The following is a 15,905-nucleotide window of genomic DNA, read 5'->3' as shown; positions in this document are numbered from 1 at the left end:
AAAGGGCGTGCAGGTTCCCTGCGCGCGGTGGATTGGAAAGAGGTTTTCATGACCCAGAATATCTGGCTCTTCGTCGTCGGCGGTGGTGCTTTGGCGCTGCTGCTCGTCTACATTTTCGTGATCAAGTCGAACAAGGATAGCGACGTGCCGATCGAACGCACCGAAAAGGCGACGCACGATCTTTACGAGGCCGAGCATGAAGCGGCCGAAAAGCGCGAGGGCGAGATCTGAGCCCACGCCTCCCCGGCATCATCGATGATTGGCTGAGTGGGCGCGGCTGGCAGCTGCGCACCCACCAGCTCGGCATGCTCGAGGCTGCAGAGGCTGGCGAGCATGCATTGCTCGTCGCCGCGACCGGCGCGGGCAAGACGCTCGCCGGCTTCCTGCCCAGCATTGCCGACCTGATCGACAATCCCTCGGAAGGTCTCCACACGCTCTACATCTCGCCGCTGAAAGCGCTGGCGGTCGACGTCCAGCGCAACTTGCTGACCCCGATCGAGGAAATGGGGCTCGAGATCCGCGTCGAGACGCGCTCGGGCGACACACCCTACAATCGCAAGATGCGGCAGCGCACCAAGCCGCCGCAAATGCTGCTGACGACGCCCGAGAGCCTGTCGCTCCTGCTTTCCTATCCCGACAGCATCGACCTGTTCGCAAACATCAAGACGATCATCATTGACGAGGTTCACGCCTTCGCCAAGGAGAAGCGCGGCGACCTTCTCAATCTCGCAATGGCGCGGTTGCAGCGCATCTCGCCCGGCCTGCGCCGCGTCGGGCTTTCCGCCACCATCAGCGACCCCGATGCCTATCGCGCCTGGCTCGCACCTTATGGCGATATCGATGCGGTAAGTTTGGTCAAAGGCGAACCCGGCGCACCTGCCGACCTCTCCATCCTCATCCCCGAAGAGCGCGTGCCCTGGTCGGGCCATTCGGGTCGCTATGCCGCAGGGCAAGTGCTCGATCTTATCGAAGAGCATGAGGCGAGCATCATCTTCTGCAACACGCGCTCCTTGTGCGAGCTCATTTTCCAGGACCTGTGGAGCGCCAACGACAAGCAACTGCCCATCGGCGTCCATCATGGCAGCCTCAGTCGCGAAGCGCGGCGCAAGGTCGAGCTGGCCATGGCCGACGGGCGCCTACGCGGACTGGTCGCCACCGCCTCGCTCGACATGGGATTGGACTGGGGCAATGTTGACCTGGTCGCGCAGATGGGGGCCCCCAAAGGGTCCTCCCGCCTGCTCCAGCGCGTCGGCCGCGCCAACCACCGGCTGAACGAGCCATCCAAAGGCATGATCGTTCCCGGCAACCGCTTCGAATATCTCGAAGCGCGCGCCTGTCTCGATGCGATTGCCGATGGCGAGTTGGACCCCGAAGATTTCCGCCCCGGCGCGCTCGACGTGCTGGCCCAGCATGTCATGGGAATTGCCTGCGCAGGGCCGTTCGAAAGCGAGGCCCTGCTCGACGAAGTCCGCTCCGCCGCGCCTTATTCAGGCCTTACCGACGAGATGTGGGAGCGCATCCTCCACCTCAATTCGACCGGCGGCTACGCCTTGAAGGCCTATGACAAATATAAGCGCCTGGTCGAGGACAGCCCCGGCAAGTGGCGCATTGCCCGGCCCGCCGTCGCCAAGCAGCACCGCCTCAATGCCGGCGTCATCGTCGACAATGTCATGATGGACGTCCGCTTCCGCAACGGCCGCAAGATCGGCAAGGTCGAGGAAGGGTTCGGCTCAACCCTTACCATTGGCGATGCCTTCTATTTCTCGGGCATCAGCCTCGAGGTTGAAGGCTTCAAGGATGCCGACATCATCGTCCGCGCCTCCAAGAAGAACGGCCAGATCGTCAGCTATGGCGGGCAGCGGATGAGCATGTCGACGCACCTTGCCCAGCGCGTGCGCAATTTCCTCGCCGACCGCTCGCAATGGTCGCGCTTTCCCGATGACGTGCGCGAATGGCTCGACGTCCAGTCGCAGCGCTCGCGCCTGCCGGAACCGCACGAACTCCTCGTCGAAACCTTTCCGCACGAGGGCCGCCACTTCATGGTCGCCTACTCGTTCGACGGCTGGAATGCGCACCAGTCGCTCGGCATGCTCGTTACCAAACGCATGGAGCAGGCCGGCCTCAAACCGCTCAATTGGGTCGCCAACGATTATGCGCTGGCCATTTCCTCGATCGAGCCGGTGACCGATCCGCAGGCGCTCTTCTCCCCCGACATCCTCGAGGAAGAATTCGTCACCTGGGTCGAGGAGTCCCACTTATTGAAACGCGCGTTTCGCGAAGTCGCGGTGATCGGCGGGCTGGTCGACCGCCAGCAGCCGGGCCAGCGCAAGACCGGGCGGCAGGTCAGCTTCTCCACCGACCTCATCTATGACGTCCTCAAGCGTTACGAGCCCGATCACCTGCTCCTGAAGGCCGCCTGGGACGATGCCCGAGCGCGCATGACCGAGCTTGGCCGCCTCGTCCGGCTCGTCGACCGCGCCGCCGACACGATGGTCCATGTCGAGGCGAGCCGCGTCACCCCGATGGCCGTCCCGCTGATGGTCGTGATCGGCCGTGAACAGGCGCCGGGCGCGGCTGCCGACGAAGCCGTGCTGGTCGCGGCCGAGGAAGCATTGATCGACGCCGCGATGAGCTTGGATTAGAACCACCCGCCATGCGCTACTTTTGCGACACCGAATATGACGGCTTTGGCGGGCGCCTGTTGAGCCTCGCGCTCGTGCCGGAGGATGAGGGCGAGGAATTCTACGTCGTCCTCGATCCGCCGCACGCGGAGAACGAGTGGGTGCAGAAAAATGTCCTGCCCTATCTCTTCATGGTGCCCGAGGCGCTCAAGGAAGACCCCATGTCGCGCGAGGATGCCGCGCGCGCGCTGGCCCATTATCTCGCGCATGACCCCGAGCCCGTCATTTGCGCCGACTGGCCCGAAGACCTCGCCCATTTCTCGATGCTCACCGTAGTCGGTCCGGGCCACATGGTGACCATGCCCGCCTTCAGCCTGCAAATGCTCAATCTCAGCGGTTTCTCGACCGCTGCGAACAGCGCGGTGCCGCACAATGCGCTGCACGACGCGCGCTCCTTGCGCGAGCATGTCACAAATCACTTGGCGTGAATCGGACGGCCTGATTAAGAGGGGATATGGTTCCCCTTTCGTTCTCTGACCGAAACTTTTCGGTGCTGCCTTCGGGCGGGCTGTTCTGGCCCGATGAGCGCGCACTGTTGCTCGCCGACCTGCACCTTGAAAAGGGCAGCTGGTTCGCGCGCTTCGGCCAGATGCTGCCCCCTTATGACAGCGAACAGACGATCGATTGGGTCGCCGACGATGTCGCGACTTGCGGCGCCGACACCGTCTATTGCCTGGGCGACAGCTTTCACGACCGCTTCGGCTGCGACCGCTTACCCCAGGCCGCACGCGACAAGCTCACGTCCCTTACCGCCTCGCTCGACTGGGTGTGGATCACCGGCAACCACGATGCCGGCATGATCGACCATTGCGGCGGCCGGGTGGTCGAAGAGATCGAGGTCGGCGGCCTGCTGCTCCGCCACGAGGCCGAGCATGACGAGACCCGCCCCGAACTGTCTGGCCACTATCATCCCAAGCTGCGGATCAAGGGGCGCGGTCGCCGCGTCTCGCGCCGCTGTTTCGTCGCGACCAGCCGCAAGCTCATCCTGCCGGCCTATGGCGCCTTCACCGGCGGGCTCGACGCCAACCATCCCGAAATCCTGAAAGCCGTCGGCGCGCCTGCCGAGGCGTGGGTGCCGATCAGCGACCGGCTGCTGCGCTTCCCGCTCGCCGCCTAGTCGGCCAGCCGCGCCGCAATCAGCCCGCGCGCCGAATTGCCGATCCAGAAACCGTCTTCCAGGTCGCTGCGCGTCAGCACGCCCTCGACCGCGCGGCCTTCGGACAGGAGCTGGCCGCGCAGGATGCCGGGGATGAGCCCCAGCGACAGAGGCGGCGTCGTGAGCTGGCCATGCTTTTCGGCGAAAATGCTGGTGAAACTGCCCTCGGTCAGCAGCCCGTCCTCGCGCTCGAAAATCGTCTCGAAGGCCCGATCGGGCTCGCGCGCGTCATCGTAGAAATCGCGGTCCGACGTCTTGTGGCGAAGCCGGAAGTCGCGCGGATCGACCGGCAGCGGTTTGACCAGCACATCGACCGGTTCGCTCGGCGCGGGCGGCATCGGCTTGACCTCGATCGCCATCGCGCCGCCCGGTCCGGTCAGCAGCCGCACCATCGAGGCTTCCTTCTGTCCGAACGTCGCCGCCTGCAGCTCGTTTCGGGCATCATGGCGGTCATAGGCGAAGCCCAGTTCGCCCGCCGACACCTTCATCCTCAAGAGATGATCCTCGAGCGCATGGATCCCTTCGACGGGATCGTAGCGCATCGTTTCGATAAGGTCGTATTTCTGCGTCACGCGATTGACGAACGCCCCCTTAAGCAAACATTCGGCCCACTCCTGCGCGGGCTTTGAGTCCACGACAAGCCCCGATCCCAATCCGATCCGCGCCTGTGCCCGCGCGGCATCAATCTGGATTGTCCGGATTAAGACGTTAAATGCCGCGTCCCCCGCTGCGCCGTTAACGCCCGGGGCAATCCAGCCCATGGACCCGGTATAGGCGCCGCGCGGCTCGGGTTCGAGATCGACCAAGGCCCGCATCGCCGCAATCTTCGGCGCGCCGGTCACCGACCCGCAGGGAAACAGCTTCTCCAGCGCGTCGACGGCATCCAGCCCCTCGCCGATCCGCGCTTCGATCCGGCTCACCATCTGGTGGACGGTTGGATAGATCTCGACGGTGAAGAGATCGGGCACGGTGACGCTTCCCGTCTCCGCCACACGCGCCAGATCGTTTCGCAACAGATCAACAATCATGAGGTTTTCGGCGCGCTGCTTTTCATCGCTCATCAACGCGACGCGTTCGGCCTCGTCCGCTTCGGGATCGGCGCGGCGCGGCGCGGTGCCCTTCATCGGCCGCGCCGATAGCGTCCCGTCTTTCAGCGTGAAGAAGAGTTCAGGCGACAGGGAAACCAGTGCGCCATCGTCATGCACCAGCACGCCGCCCCAGCCGCCACCGCCGGAAGCTGCAAGCTTGGCATAGAGCGCCAGCGGCTCCCCGCCCGCCAGCAAATTGCAACCGAAGGTCAGGTTGGCCTGGTAATAATCGCCGGCAAAGAGCGCCTCACGCACCGTCGTCGCCGCCGCCTCGTAATCCTGCTTCGAGATACGCGGCGTGAAGGGATTTAGCGAAGCCCGCCCGGCCCCGGCCAGCAAGTCCGCCCGCTCGCGCTGCGACAGCCGCTCGGGCGCATCGAACAGGCCGAACAGCAAGAGCGGCTGCCCATCGCTGCGGTGCATCCCGGCGAGAGCGGGATCGAGCGCGAAGCCCGCCTCATAGGCCATGTACCCCGCGACATGATGCCCGGCGCGCAATGCCTCGCGCAGCCGGTCGAGTGCACGCCTTACCTCGTCATGCTCGCGTGCGATGATGACGTCCGACGGCTCGGCAAAGCGCAGGCACGCGCGCTCCGGCACCGGACGGGCATCGTCGAACAGCATCCACATATCCGCCCTCATGGCGGTCCGCGAGCAAGGTCACAAGCTTTCGACGAAGGGCGGTCGCTTCGCCTTGCCCCCTCGCCCCGGCTCTGGTTTGCTCTCCCGCGATCGTTTCGACAATCAGGGGACCTACAAAAATGCGCCTTGCTGCCTTGCTCGCCACCACCGCCGTCACCCTCGCCGCCTCGCCTGCCATGGCGCAGGTCGCGGCCAAGCCTGCCGAACTCACAACCTCGGGCATGCCCGACATTCCGATCGAGATCGTCGAGGCGACGCGCCCCTACCAGGAATATCGCACCGCCGGTTTCCGCGGCTGGGATGCCAGCGACCGCTCGATGCTGATCGGCACGCGCTTCGGCAATGTGAGCCAGCTGCACAAAGTCGCCATGCCGTTGGGCATGCGCCAGCAGCTGACCTTCGAGGCCGAACCCGTCGGCGGCTCGATCGACCCTACCGGATCGACCATCGTCATTTCAAAGGATGCCGGCGGCAGCGAATTCTCGCAGCTCTATCGCTGGGAAAACGGCAATCTCGTGCTCCTAACCGACGGCGAGAGCCGCAATGGCCTAGGCGGCTGGAACGAGGAAGGCACGCAGATCCTCTACTCCTCGACCAAGCGTAACGGGCGCGACGGCGACATCTATATGATGGACCCCAACGATCCCTCGACCAGCCGGATGATCTTCGAAGCGCCGGGCGTCGGCTGGTTTCCGGGCGGCTTCAACGAGGCCGGCACCCACGCCATCGTCGTCAAATATACGTCGGTCACCAACATGGACCTCTACATGATCGACCTCGCCACGGGCGAGCTCATGGCGGTGCGCGATCCTGAAGGGCCCGACTGGGCGTTCGGTGGCGCCGCCGAGGCCGCTGACGGAAATTGGTTCATCGCCGCCGATATCGACAGCGACATCAAGCGGCTCGGCACGATGGACGTCTCAACCGGCGACTTCGCGCCGATCGGCGATTTCGGCGGCTGGGAAGTGACCAGCCTCGATATCAACGAGGAAAAGACGATGCTCGCGGTCGTCACCAACGAACGCGGGTCGAGCCAGCTCTGGTTCTACGACATCGCCACTGGCGAGGAACGCCGCGTCGACACGCTGCCGCCGGGCCTTATCGGCGGCGTCGACTTCGCGCCCTGGGGGCCGCTGGGCTTCACTTTCACCAGCGCGACCAGCCCGTCCGATGCCTATTCGATCAACCCCGACACGTTCGAGGTCACCCGCTGGACCAAGTCGGAAACCGGCGGTCTCGACCCCGAAGCCAATGTCGGCGCCGAACTGGTCGAAGTCGAAAGCTTCGACGGCGAAAAGGTCACCGGCTGGCTCTATCGCCCTGATCCCGCCAAATTCCCCGGCGAGCGCCCGCTGATCGTGTCGATCCATGGCGGGCCGGAAGGCCAGTATCGCCCCGGCTTCCTCGGCAGCCGCAACTATTATCTGAACGAGCTCGGTATCGGCATGTTCTATCCCAATGTGCGCGGCTCGACCGGGTTTGGGCGCCGCTTCGTCAGCCTCGATAACGGGCCTTTCCTGCGCGAGGACAGCGTCAAGGATATCGGCGCCTTCCTCGATGCGCTGCAGGCCGATCCGGCAATCGACGGCGATGCCATCGGCGTGCGCGGCGGCTCCTATGGCGGCTATATGTGCTACGCCTCCATCCTCGCCTATAAGGACCGCCTGGTCGGCGCGGAATGCAACGTCGCCATCTCCAACTTCGTCACCTTCCTCGAAAATACGCAAGATTATCGCCGCGACCTTCGCCGTGCCGAATATGGCGATGAGCGCGATCCCGAACAGCGCGCCAAGCTCGAGGAAATCTCGCCCCTCAATCGCATCGAGGAAGTCGAGGACCCGCTCTTCGTCATCCAGGGCGCCAACGACCCGCGCGTACCCAAATCGGAGGCCGACCAGCTGGTCGAACGCGTCCGCGCCAACGGGCAGGACGTCTGGTATCTCGTCGGCGAAAATGAAGGCCATGGCTTCCGCAAGAAGGAAAATGCCGACTATTATGGCTGGGCTGCCATCGCGTTCTGGCAGGACCTGATGCTCGAAGACGAAGCGGGAGAATAGATTTGTTGAACCTCACTCTCGCCGCGGCCCTGGTCGCGTCGACCCCTCAGTCGACCGCCGCCGCGCTCGCCGCGGCGCATCCCCCCATGGCTGCCGACGGGATCGATCCCGACGCCGCCGCGCGGATCGAGCGCATCCTGGCAGAAACGCCGCTCATCGACGGGCATAACGATTTGCCCATCGCGCTGCGCTTTCGCGCCAACCGGGCGATCGACGATCTCGAGGCCGACACGCCCTACATGACCGATATCGAGGGCATGCATGCCGGCCGCGTCGGTGCGCAAATGTGGTCGGTCTACATCTCCGCCAACACGACCGGCGACGAGGCCATCCGCACCACCATCGACCAGATCGATATCGTCGACCGCCTGGTCGAGGCCTATCCGCGCGATTTCGGTTGGGCCCATGACGCCGACGAGGTAATGGAAGTGTTCGACAGCGGCCGTATCGCCTCGATGGCCGGCATCGAAGGCGGGCACCAGATTGGCGGCAACATCGCCGCACTGCGCCAGTTCAAGCGGCTCGGTGCCATCTACATGACCCTGACTCACAGCCGCACGACCGGCTGGGCCGACAGCGCCACCGACGATCCCGTCCATGGCGGGCTGTCCGATTTCGGCAAGCAGGTCATCCGCGAGATGAACCGCGTCGGCATGCTGGTCGATCTGAGCCACGTGACCCCCGATGCCATGCACGACACGCTCGACGTTACCTCGGCCCCGGTCATCTTCAGCCACTCTTCGGCGCGCGGCGTCACCGACCATGTCCGCAACGTGCCCGACGATGTGCTTCTGCGCCTCAAGGATAATGGCGGCGTCGTCATGGTCACCTTCGTGCCCCAATTCGTGAATGCCGATGTCGGCGCATGGAGCGAGCGTCGCAGCGCAGAGATCGAACGACTGATGGAGCAATATCCGATGGTCGACGGTCAGCCGAGCGAGGAAGGCCGCGCCGCACTAGATGCGTGGATGGAGGCCAATCCCGCCCCCACCGCCACCATTTCCGACGTTGCCGACCATATCGAGCATGTCGCCAAGGTGGCCGGCTACGACCATGTCGGCATTGGCGGCGACCTCGACGGCATCAGCATGACCGTCGCCGGCCTCGATTCGGTCGACGATTATCCCGACTTGCTGGCCGAACTCGTCGCGCGCGGCTGGAGCGATGAAAATCTCGCCAAGCTGGTCGGCGGCAACGTCCTGCGCGTCATGCGCGAGGCCGAGGCGGTCAGCCGCGACATGAAGCGTAGCACCGATCCGCTCATCGACATGGCGCCGCTTGAGGACTAAGCCCGCCCGCCATGACCGATCCCATCGAACCGCCCATGAAGGCCGCCATCATCCCGGTGACGCCGCTCCAGCAGAATTGCACGCTTCTGTGGTGTACCAAGACCAACAAGGCGGCTTTCTGCGATCCGGGCGGCGATCTCGACCGGCTGAAGTCGGCGCTCGACCAATCGGGCGCTCAGCTGGAGAAGATCATCCTCACCCATGGCCATATCGACCATTGCGGCCAGGCCGGCGTGCTCGCCAAGGAATTGGGCGTGCCGATCGAGGGACCGCACGAGGATGACCGCTTCTGGATCGACCGCCTGCCGGAAGATGGCGCGCGCTATGGCGTGCCGGGTGCCAGTTTCGAAAGCGATCGCTGGCTGGTCGATGGCGACGAAGTGACGGTCGGCGAACTCACCTTCTCGGTCCACCATTGCCCCGGCCATACGCCCGGCCATGTCGTCTTCTACAATGCCGAATCGCAGCTCGCTCTGGTCGGCGACGTCCTATTCAAGGGATCGATCGGGCGCACCGATTTCCCGCGCGGGAATCACCAGGACCTGCTCGACGCGATCACGACCAAGCTATGGCCGCTAGGGAATGACACCCGATTCGTCCCCGGGCACGGTCCGATGTCGACTTTCGGGGCCGAACGCGCCTCGAATCCCTTCGTTGGCGATGCAGCCCTGCAAAAGGGGTAGCGATATGCTTGCATCACGCCCGATATCCGTTATAGGACGCCCCAGCCAGCGACCGTCCCTGCGTCCGCATGATTGGGGCGCGGATGAGTCGCTCATTTTTTTTGACTGTTAGATGAAGGTGCCGTCATGGCCGTCCCTAAGAGAAAAACCACGCCCTCCAAGCAGGGTATGCGTCGCAGCCACCACGCGCTCAAGCCGAGTGCGTTCCAGGAGTGCCCGAACTGCGGCGAACTCAAGCGCCCGCACCATATGTGCGACGCCTGTGGCCACTATAATGGCCGCGAAATCATCGCGCCCGAAGACTAGGTCCTAGCAGGCACGCGGCAGGGTGGCGGCAAAACCGAGGATCGCAATTGATGCGATGGGCGGAGATATCGGCCCATCGGTCATGGTCGAAGGTGCCGCCCTCGCCCGCCGCCGCGACAAGGACTTAAGGTTCGATCTCTACGGAGACGAAGATCGTATCGCCGCCGAATTGAAGCGGTACGAAAAGCTGAATCGCGTCTCCACGATCCATCACTGCGAAGGCGTCATCGAAGGTGATGCCAAGCCCAGCCAGGCGATCCGCAAGGCCAAGGGCACGTCGATGGGCGAAGCCGTCGCCGCCGTGAAGGAAGGCGATGCGCATGCCGCCGTCTCGGGCGGCAATACCGGCGCGATGATGGCCATCTCCAAGCTTGCGCTGCGCACCATGGAAGGCATCGACCGTCCGGCGCTTGCAGCCTTGCTCCCGACATTGAAGGATGACGATCTCGTAATGCTCGACCTCGGTGCCAATACCGAGTGCGATGCCAACAATCTCGTCCAGTTCGCGGTCATGGGCTCGGCCTATGCGCGCACCGTCATGGGCAATGAAAAGCCCTGCGTGAAACTGCTCAACATCGGCACCGAAGAGCTCAAGGGCACCGAGGAATTGAAGGATGCGGCGCAGATGCTCCGCGATGCCGACTACCTCCCCCTCAATTTCGCCGGGTTCACCGAAGGCGACCAGCTCGCGCGCGGCAATGTCGATGTCGTCGTCACCGACGGCTTCTCCGGCAATATCGCTTTGAAAACCGCCGAGGGCACGGCCCGGTTCGTCACCGACCTGCTGCGCGGCGCCTTCAAGTCGAGCCTCCGGAGCCGCATCGGCTTCCTCATCTCGAAGCCCGCCATGCGCCTGCTCAAGGTCCATCTCGACCCCAACAACCATAATGGCGCGGTCTTCCTTGGTTTGAACGGCATCGTCGTGAAAAGCCACGGCAGCGCCAGCGCTAAGGGCGTCGCCAACGCCATCTCGGTCGCCGGCTCGATGGTCCGCAATGACATAACCGCCAAGATCCGCGACGATCTCGACAATTTCCGAAGCCACCAAGGCAATATGCCAGAGGCCGCCAAGTGACATCGAAAAGCGTGATCCTGGGTTCCGGGAGCGCCCTCCCAAAGAATTGCGTCAGCAATGACGAGCTGGCCAAGCGCGTCGACACGTCGGACGAATGGATCGTCGAGCGCACCGGCATCCGCCAGCGCTATATCGCCGACGAGACTGAGACGACCTCGAGCCTCGCCACCGACGCGGCGAAAAAGGCGCTCGAGACGGCCGGCATCGCGGCCAGCGATATCGACCTCATCGTGCTCGCCACGGCAACGCCCGACCAGACCTTTCCGGCAACCGCAACGCGCGTGCAGGCCAATCTCGGCATCGAAGACTGCATCGCCTTCGACGTTGCCGCCGTGTGCACCGGTTTCCTCTATGCGCTGACGGTCGCCGATTCGATGCTGCGTGGCGGCAATGCCAAGCGCGCATTGGTGATCGGCGCGGAAACGTTCAGCCGCATTCTCGACTGGGACGATCGGGCCACCTGCGTCCTGTTCGGCGACGGCGCCGGCGCGCTCGTGCTGGAAGCGCAGGACGGCGATAGCGGCATCCTCGCCACGCGCCTCCATGCCGCGGGCCAGCATAACGAACTTCTCTATGTCGATGGCGGCCCCTCGACCACGCAAACGGTCGGCCATGTCCGCATGCGCGGCCGCGAAGTCTTCCGCCATGCCGTCGTCAACCTGGCCGAGGTCCTGAACGAGACGATGGAAGCCGCCGGCCTCACCGCCGAGGATATCGACTGGGTCGTGCCGCACCAGGCCAATGCGCGCATCCTCGATGCGACCGCCAAGAAATTGAGCCTCGATCCCGCCAAAGTCATCGTCACGGTGGACCAGCATGCCAACACATCGGCTGCCTCGGTCCCGCTCGCCTTCGATGTCGCAGTGCGCGACGGACGCATCAAAAAGGGCGACATGGTGGTCATGGAAGCCATGGGCGGCGGCCTAACTTGGGGTGCAGCCGCGCTTCGCTATTGAACTTGCACGTAAATTGCGCAAGGTTACCGCGAGTCGGTCCTCCGGGCTGACCTAAGTTTTTGAGTCCGCGACCTAATCTCCTTAAAGGTCGCTAGAGGGGCGGGAGAAGGAAATGGCCGATTTGGGTGTTGCACGCGCTGCGAGCATGAGTGAGGACGAGACCGGGACGCTGACGCGCGCGGATCTCGCCGACGTCGTTCATCTGAAGCTCGGCCTGAGCCGCGCGGAGTCGGCCTCGCTGGTCGAGCGCGTCCTCTATCACATGTGCAATTCGCTCTCGGACGGCCAAAACGTCAAGATTTCGGGCTTCGGCAGCTTCGTGCTGCGCGACAAGGGCGAGCGTATCGGTCGCAACCCCAAGACCGGGGTCGAAGTGCCGATCGCGCCGCGCCGCGTGATGACCTTCCGCGCCAGCCAGATCATGCGCGACAAGATCGCCGGCTAGGCGAGACGTTGGACAAGGACCCCGACGCCTTTCGCACGATCGGTGAATTGTCCGAAGAGCTGGGCATCGCCCAGCACATCCTGCGCTACTGGGAAACCAAGTTTCCGCAATTGAAGCCGCTCAAGCGGGCCGGTAACCGTCGTTACTATCGCGCGTCGGACGTCGAGATCGTTCGCCGCATCGACCAGCTGCTCAACCGCGAAGGCTATACGGTGAAGGGCGCGCAAAAGGCGCTGCGCGAGGGCGGTGGCGAGCCGGTCCTCGACGATCTCTCGGCATTGAAGGCGATCCGCACCCGCATCGCGCGCGCGCTCGACGCCTAGAGGTCCTTGGGGCGCGTGAAGCGCTTCAGCTCCGCCATTCCCGTATCGAGCTCGCTCCACTGGCAATCGAACAGGATCTCGGCCAGCGCCGCAGTCGGATATTTGCGCACCATCACCGATCGTCCCGGCCCGTTGCTGCCGCGCGTAAGCCGCGTCGCCAATTCCTCCATGCCGGGATTATGTCCCACCAGCATGAGCCGGTCGCACCGCGCCTGGCGCACGAGGTCGAGCAGCCCGGCATAACTCGCGCCATAGATCGAAGGCACGGTGACTGGCGCGGGCAGTTCGGGAAACGCCTTGCGCAGGCCCGACACCGTCTGCTGCACGCGCACCGCATTGCTGGCCCAGATGAGGTCGGGCGGCGCGATATCCTGGAGAAAGGCACCCATTTGCGCTGCCGCCTTCACCCCGCGCGGCGACAAAGGCCGGTCGATATCGGCGAGGCGATGATCCCCCCAATCGGACTTTGCATGACGCAACAGATAGAGCTCAGGCATCGTCCCCCACTCCTTCCTTGCTACGTTCCGAGGCTACCCGAAACGCGGTGCGGTCGGCAATCCGCGCCACGGCTTCCTCTAGCGGCACGCGGTCGACCGACACGCCTTCGGGAAAAGCGGTCATCAGCCGCGACGGGCTGGCCGCCGAGAGCAGCACGAAGAAGCCGCCATCACCCTCGCGCCGCACAAGTCGGCCGTAGGCTTGGGCCAGCTTGGCGCGCACGACCTTGTCGTCATAGCCGCTGCCGCCACCCGCCAGCCGCCGTGCGCCATGCAGTACCGTCGGACGCGGCCATGGCACGCGCTCCATCACCACCAACCGCAGCGAATCCCCAGGTACATCGACCCCGTCGCGCAGCGCATCGGTGCCGAGCAGGCTCGCCTTGGGATCGTCGCGGAACATGTCGATCAGCGTGCCGGTATCGATCGGATCGACATGCTGGGCATGGAGCGGCAGTCCCGCGCGCGCCAGCCGGTCGGCAATCCGCGCATGCACCGCTCGCAGCCGCTTGATCGCAGTGAACAGCCCCAGCGTCCCGCCGCCCGCCGCCTCGATCAGCCGCGCATAGGCGCCCGCCAGCGCCGGAATATTGTCGCGGCCAAGATCATTGACCACCAGCACCTGCGTCTGGCCCGCATAATCGAACGGGCTCTTCGCCTCGAAATGGCGGACGGGTGCGTCGAGATGGACGGCGCCGGTGCGTTGGTCCGCCTCGTCCCAATCCTCCGCGCCTTTCAGCGTCGCCGAGGTCACGACCACGCTATGCGACGGCTCGATCACGGCCTTGGCCAACGGCCGCGTCGGATCAAGCCAATGGCGATGCAGGCCAAGATCATATTCGCGCCCCTCGACGCGGTAGATTGCCAGCCAGTCGACGAAATCGGGATCGGCCGGCCCGCCGACGCGCCCCAGCATCGCCATCCAGCCGCTAATCTCGTCGCGCCGCCAGCCGAGCGAATTGATCGCCCCTTCGACCCGCGCACGTGCCGGGCTGTCGAGCCAGTCGGGCGCATCCTCGAGCACCGCTTCCAGCCGCTGCGACAACTTGGCCATCGGCTTGGCGAGCGCTTCCAACGCCTCCAACGCCGCACTTGCCGCCTCGACCAGGGGCCCGTCAGGCTCGACCATCTCGGTCTCGAGCCCATAGCCCGCATCCTGCGCCTTCGCCCGCGCATAGGTCATGTCGCGCACCGCCGCGAACAGCTTCTCGAACGGTCCCCAAGGGTCGCCCTCGCCGATCCGCGCCAGCCAGCCTTCGCTGTTCAATTTGCCCGCTGCCTCGACAATATCGGCGATCGCCTGGCTGCCTTCCTCGTCATAGCTGGCAAGGTCCATCAGCCTTGCCGCCAGCCCCCGTCGCCGCCCGCGATGCTTGCCTTCGGGGCCGATGACCCAGCGCCTGAGATCGATCGCCTCGCGCCCCGTCAGCGCCGCCGAAAAGGTCGAATCCGCCGCATCGAAGAGGTGATGCCCTTCGTCGAACACGATCCGGCTCGGCGCATCGGGCCGCCCCCGCGCCGCGCCGATCAGGACCAACGCATGGTTGGCGATGACAAGGTCGGCCTCGCGCCCCGCTTTCTCGGCGCGTTCGATGAAGCATTTGCGATAATGCGCGCAGCCCGCATAGACGCACTCGCCGCGTCGGTCGGTGAGCGCGGTCGCGCCGGCGCGCCTGAACAGGCTCGGCAACCAGCCGGGCATGTCGCCGCCGACCATGTCGCCATCCTTCGAATAGGCCGCCCAGCGCGCCACCAGCTGCGCCAACACCGCCGCACGGCCCGAAAAGCCGCCCTGCATCGCATCTTCGAGATTGAGCAGGCAGAGATAATTTTCGCGCCCCTTGCGCACGACGATCCGCTGTTTCCGCGCGGCGGGGTCCGGCTCGATCCGCGGCCCTTCGGCATCGAGCTGCCGCTGCAATGCCTTGGTGTAGGTCGACACCCAGACCGTCCCGCCCGATTTCTCCGCCCAGACCGTCGCGGGGGCGAGATAGGCCAATGTCTTGCCGATCCCCGTCCCCGCATTGGCGAGCAGCACATTGGGCTGCCCGGCGCGCGGCCGCGGATCGAAGACCGGCGCGATCTCCGCCGCCATCTTTCGCTGGCCCTCGCGCGCCTCCGCACCTGTCCCGAGAAAGCGATCGAGCCGCTGCAGGCTCTCAACTTCATCGACGCGCACAGTGCGCGGCTGGCTTGCCTCGGCATGCTCGTCCCATTCGGGCAGGCGCGTGAACAGGCTGCGCTCCATCTCGCCCGGCGTCTGCAGTTGGGCCGTCAGGATCGGTGACCAGGTCCACCCATTGCGCGACAATGCAAGGTTGACCGTCCACGCCCCCTCCCGCTCCGCCCAGTCCGGCTCCTTGGTGCGCGCCACCAAAGCCTCGGCAATCGCCTTCAATGCCAGCACCGCCGCTTCGTCATCAGCAGGCAGATCGATCCCGACCGCGCGCGCCATCCCCTTCACCGTCGGCACGGCAAAGCGCGCCGGATGGATGAAGGCGAACAGCTCCAACAAATCGAGCCCCGACAGTTCGCCGGTCCCCAACCGTCCGCCCACCAACGGCGCGTTGAGGATGAGGTGCGGCGTCTCCGCCGCCAGCTTCATCGCTTCGCCTCGCCCGACCGAACGCACCTGCCCCTCCGGGTCGGCGACCCAGATACCCGCATGGGTCGCATGCAGGGCGGGAAGTGGCGGCAGGAGACTCAT

Annotated in this window: 15 protein-coding genes; 12 read left to right on the top strand and 3 right to left on the bottom strand. The window is 64.8% G+C overall.

Annotated features, from left to right (window positions below; translation table 11 throughout):
- The first annotated feature begins 48 nt into the window (after positions 1-48).
- The 4 genes from NDO55_RS11340 to pdeM are packed head-to-tail and all read left to right on the top strand — an operon-like array spanning position 49 to position 3,798.
- A complete protein-coding gene (locus NDO55_RS11340) occupies positions 49-231 on the top strand; it encodes a hypothetical protein (protein ID WP_252115285.1) in 183 nt (60 codons plus the stop codon).
- On the top strand, positions 228-2,642 hold the full coding sequence (locus tag NDO55_RS11335) for a ligase-associated DNA damage response DEXH box helicase (protein ID WP_252115608.1): 2,415 nt from the start codon (positions 228-230) through the stop codon (positions 2,640-2,642). The genes NDO55_RS11340 and NDO55_RS11335 overlap by 4 nt, the downstream gene beginning before the upstream one ends.
- A gap of 11 nt (positions 2,643-2,653) precedes the next feature.
- Complete coding sequence (locus NDO55_RS11330; RefSeq protein ID WP_252115283.1) at positions 2,654-3,109, top strand: hypothetical protein; 456 nt, start codon at positions 2,654-2,656, stop codon at positions 3,107-3,109.
- A gap of 26 nt (positions 3,110-3,135) precedes the next feature.
- A complete protein-coding gene (gene pdeM, locus NDO55_RS11325) occupies positions 3,136-3,798 on the top strand; it encodes a ligase-associated DNA damage response endonuclease PdeM (protein WP_252115281.1) in 663 nt (220 codons plus the stop codon).
- Here the strand turns inward: pdeM and pabB are convergent.
- Positions 3,795-5,567, bottom strand: coding sequence for an aminodeoxychorismate synthase component I (gene pabB, locus NDO55_RS11320; RefSeq protein ID WP_252115279.1), 1,773 nt, complete (start codon positions 5,565-5,567; stop codon positions 3,795-3,797). The genes pdeM and pabB overlap by 4 nt on opposite strands.
- Before the next feature lie 119 nt (positions 5,568-5,686).
- On the opposite strand from pabB, the gene NDO55_RS11315 reads away from it, so the two are divergent.
- The 8 genes from NDO55_RS11315 to NDO55_RS11280 all read left to right on the top strand — a co-directional run bounded on the left by NDO55_RS11315 (position 5,687) and on the right by NDO55_RS11280 (position 12,701).
- Entirely contained in the window at positions 5,687-7,624 is a 1,938-nt protein-coding gene (locus NDO55_RS11315) for a S9 family peptidase (RefSeq protein WP_252115277.1), read from the top strand.
- A gap of 2 nt (positions 7,625-7,626) precedes the next feature.
- On the top strand, positions 7,627-8,913 hold the full coding sequence (locus tag NDO55_RS11310; protein WP_252115276.1) for a dipeptidase: 1,287 nt from the start codon (positions 7,627-7,629) through the stop codon (positions 8,911-8,913).
- Between the two features lie 11 nt (positions 8,914-8,924).
- On the top strand, positions 8,925-9,596 hold the full coding sequence (locus NDO55_RS11305) for an MBL fold metallo-hydrolase (protein ID WP_279639106.1): 672 nt from the start codon (positions 8,925-8,927) through the stop codon (positions 9,594-9,596).
- Positions 9,597-9,722: 126 nt separating this feature from the next.
- Positions 9,723-9,902, top strand: coding sequence for a 50S ribosomal protein L32 (gene rpmF / locus NDO55_RS11300; RefSeq protein WP_252115275.1), 180 nt, complete (start codon positions 9,723-9,725; stop codon positions 9,900-9,902).
- 82 nt (positions 9,903-9,984) lie between these two features.
- The gene (gene plsX / locus NDO55_RS11295) at positions 9,985-10,977 is read left to right on the top strand and encodes a phosphate acyltransferase PlsX (RefSeq protein ID WP_425276891.1); all 993 of its coding nucleotides are present in this window, start codon (positions 9,985-9,987) and stop codon (positions 10,975-10,977) included.
- Positions 10,974-11,933 (top strand): beta-ketoacyl-ACP synthase III, encoded by a 960-nt coding sequence (locus tag NDO55_RS11290; RefSeq protein WP_252115273.1) that lies wholly within the window; start codon positions 10,974-10,976, stop codon positions 11,931-11,933. The genes plsX and NDO55_RS11290 overlap by 4 nt, the downstream gene beginning before the upstream one ends.
- A 112-nt stretch (positions 11,934-12,045) precedes the next feature.
- A complete protein-coding gene (locus tag NDO55_RS11285) occupies positions 12,046-12,378 on the top strand; it encodes an integration host factor subunit alpha (protein ID WP_425276890.1) in 333 nt (110 codons plus the stop codon).
- 8 nt (positions 12,379-12,386) lie between these two features.
- Complete coding sequence (locus NDO55_RS11280; RefSeq protein WP_252115272.1) at positions 12,387-12,701, top strand: MerR family transcriptional regulator; 315 nt, start codon at positions 12,387-12,389, stop codon at positions 12,699-12,701.
- Here the strand turns inward: NDO55_RS11280 and NDO55_RS11275 are convergent.
- On the bottom strand, positions 12,698-13,198 hold the full coding sequence (locus NDO55_RS11275) for a SixA phosphatase family protein (protein WP_252115271.1): 501 nt from the start codon (positions 13,196-13,198) through the stop codon (positions 12,698-12,700). The two genes, NDO55_RS11280 and NDO55_RS11275, sit on opposite strands and share 4 nt — an antisense overlap.
- Positions 13,191-15,905, bottom strand: coding sequence for an ATP-dependent DNA helicase (locus NDO55_RS11270; RefSeq protein WP_252115269.1), 2,715 nt, complete (start codon positions 15,903-15,905; stop codon positions 13,191-13,193). Before NDO55_RS11270 ends, NDO55_RS11275 begins: the two co-directional genes overlap by 8 nt.

The sequence above is a fragment of the Sphingomicrobium sediminis genome, assembly GCF_023805295.1.
Lineage (GTDB): Bacteria > Pseudomonadota > Alphaproteobacteria > Sphingomonadales > Sphingomonadaceae > Sphingomicrobium > Sphingomicrobium sediminis.
Note: the sequence above shows the minus strand (reverse complement) of the source record. Positions and strands in the feature narration are given on the sequence as shown.

Coding starts and splice junctions, on each gene's coding strand:
- pabB (WP_252115279.1), bottom strand. CDS start 5,567: ATGAGGGCGGATATGTGGATGCTGTTCGACGATGCCCGTCCGGTGCCG.
- NDO55_RS11275 (WP_252115271.1), bottom strand. CDS start 13,198: ATGCCTGAGCTCTATCTGTTGCGTCATGCAAAGTCCGATTGGGGGGAT.
- NDO55_RS11315 (WP_252115277.1), top strand. CDS start 5,687: ATGCGCCTTGCTGCCTTGCTCGCCACCACCGCCGTCACCCTCGCCGCC.
- pdeM (WP_252115281.1), top strand. CDS start 3,136: ATGGTTCCCCTTTCGTTCTCTGACCGAAACTTTTCGGTGCTGCCTTCG.
- NDO55_RS11285 (WP_425276890.1), top strand. CDS start 12,046: ATGGCCGATTTGGGTGTTGCACGCGCTGCGAGCATGAGTGAGGACGAG.
- NDO55_RS11330 (WP_252115283.1), top strand. CDS start 2,654: ATGCGCTACTTTTGCGACACCGAATATGACGGCTTTGGCGGGCGCCTG.
- NDO55_RS11340 (WP_252115285.1), top strand. CDS start 49: ATGACCCAGAATATCTGGCTCTTCGTCGTCGGCGGTGGTGCTTTGGCG.
- rpmF (WP_252115275.1), top strand. CDS start 9,723: ATGGCCGTCCCTAAGAGAAAAACCACGCCCTCCAAGCAGGGTATGCGT.
- NDO55_RS11270 (WP_252115269.1), bottom strand. CDS start 15,905: ATGAGTCTCCTGCCGCCACTTCCCGCCCTGCATGCGACCCATGCGGGT.
- plsX (WP_425276891.1), top strand. CDS start 9,985: ATGGTCGAAGGTGCCGCCCTCGCCCGCCGCCGCGACAAGGACTTAAGG.
- NDO55_RS11305 (WP_279639106.1), top strand. CDS start 8,925: ATGACCGATCCCATCGAACCGCCCATGAAGGCCGCCATCATCCCGGTG.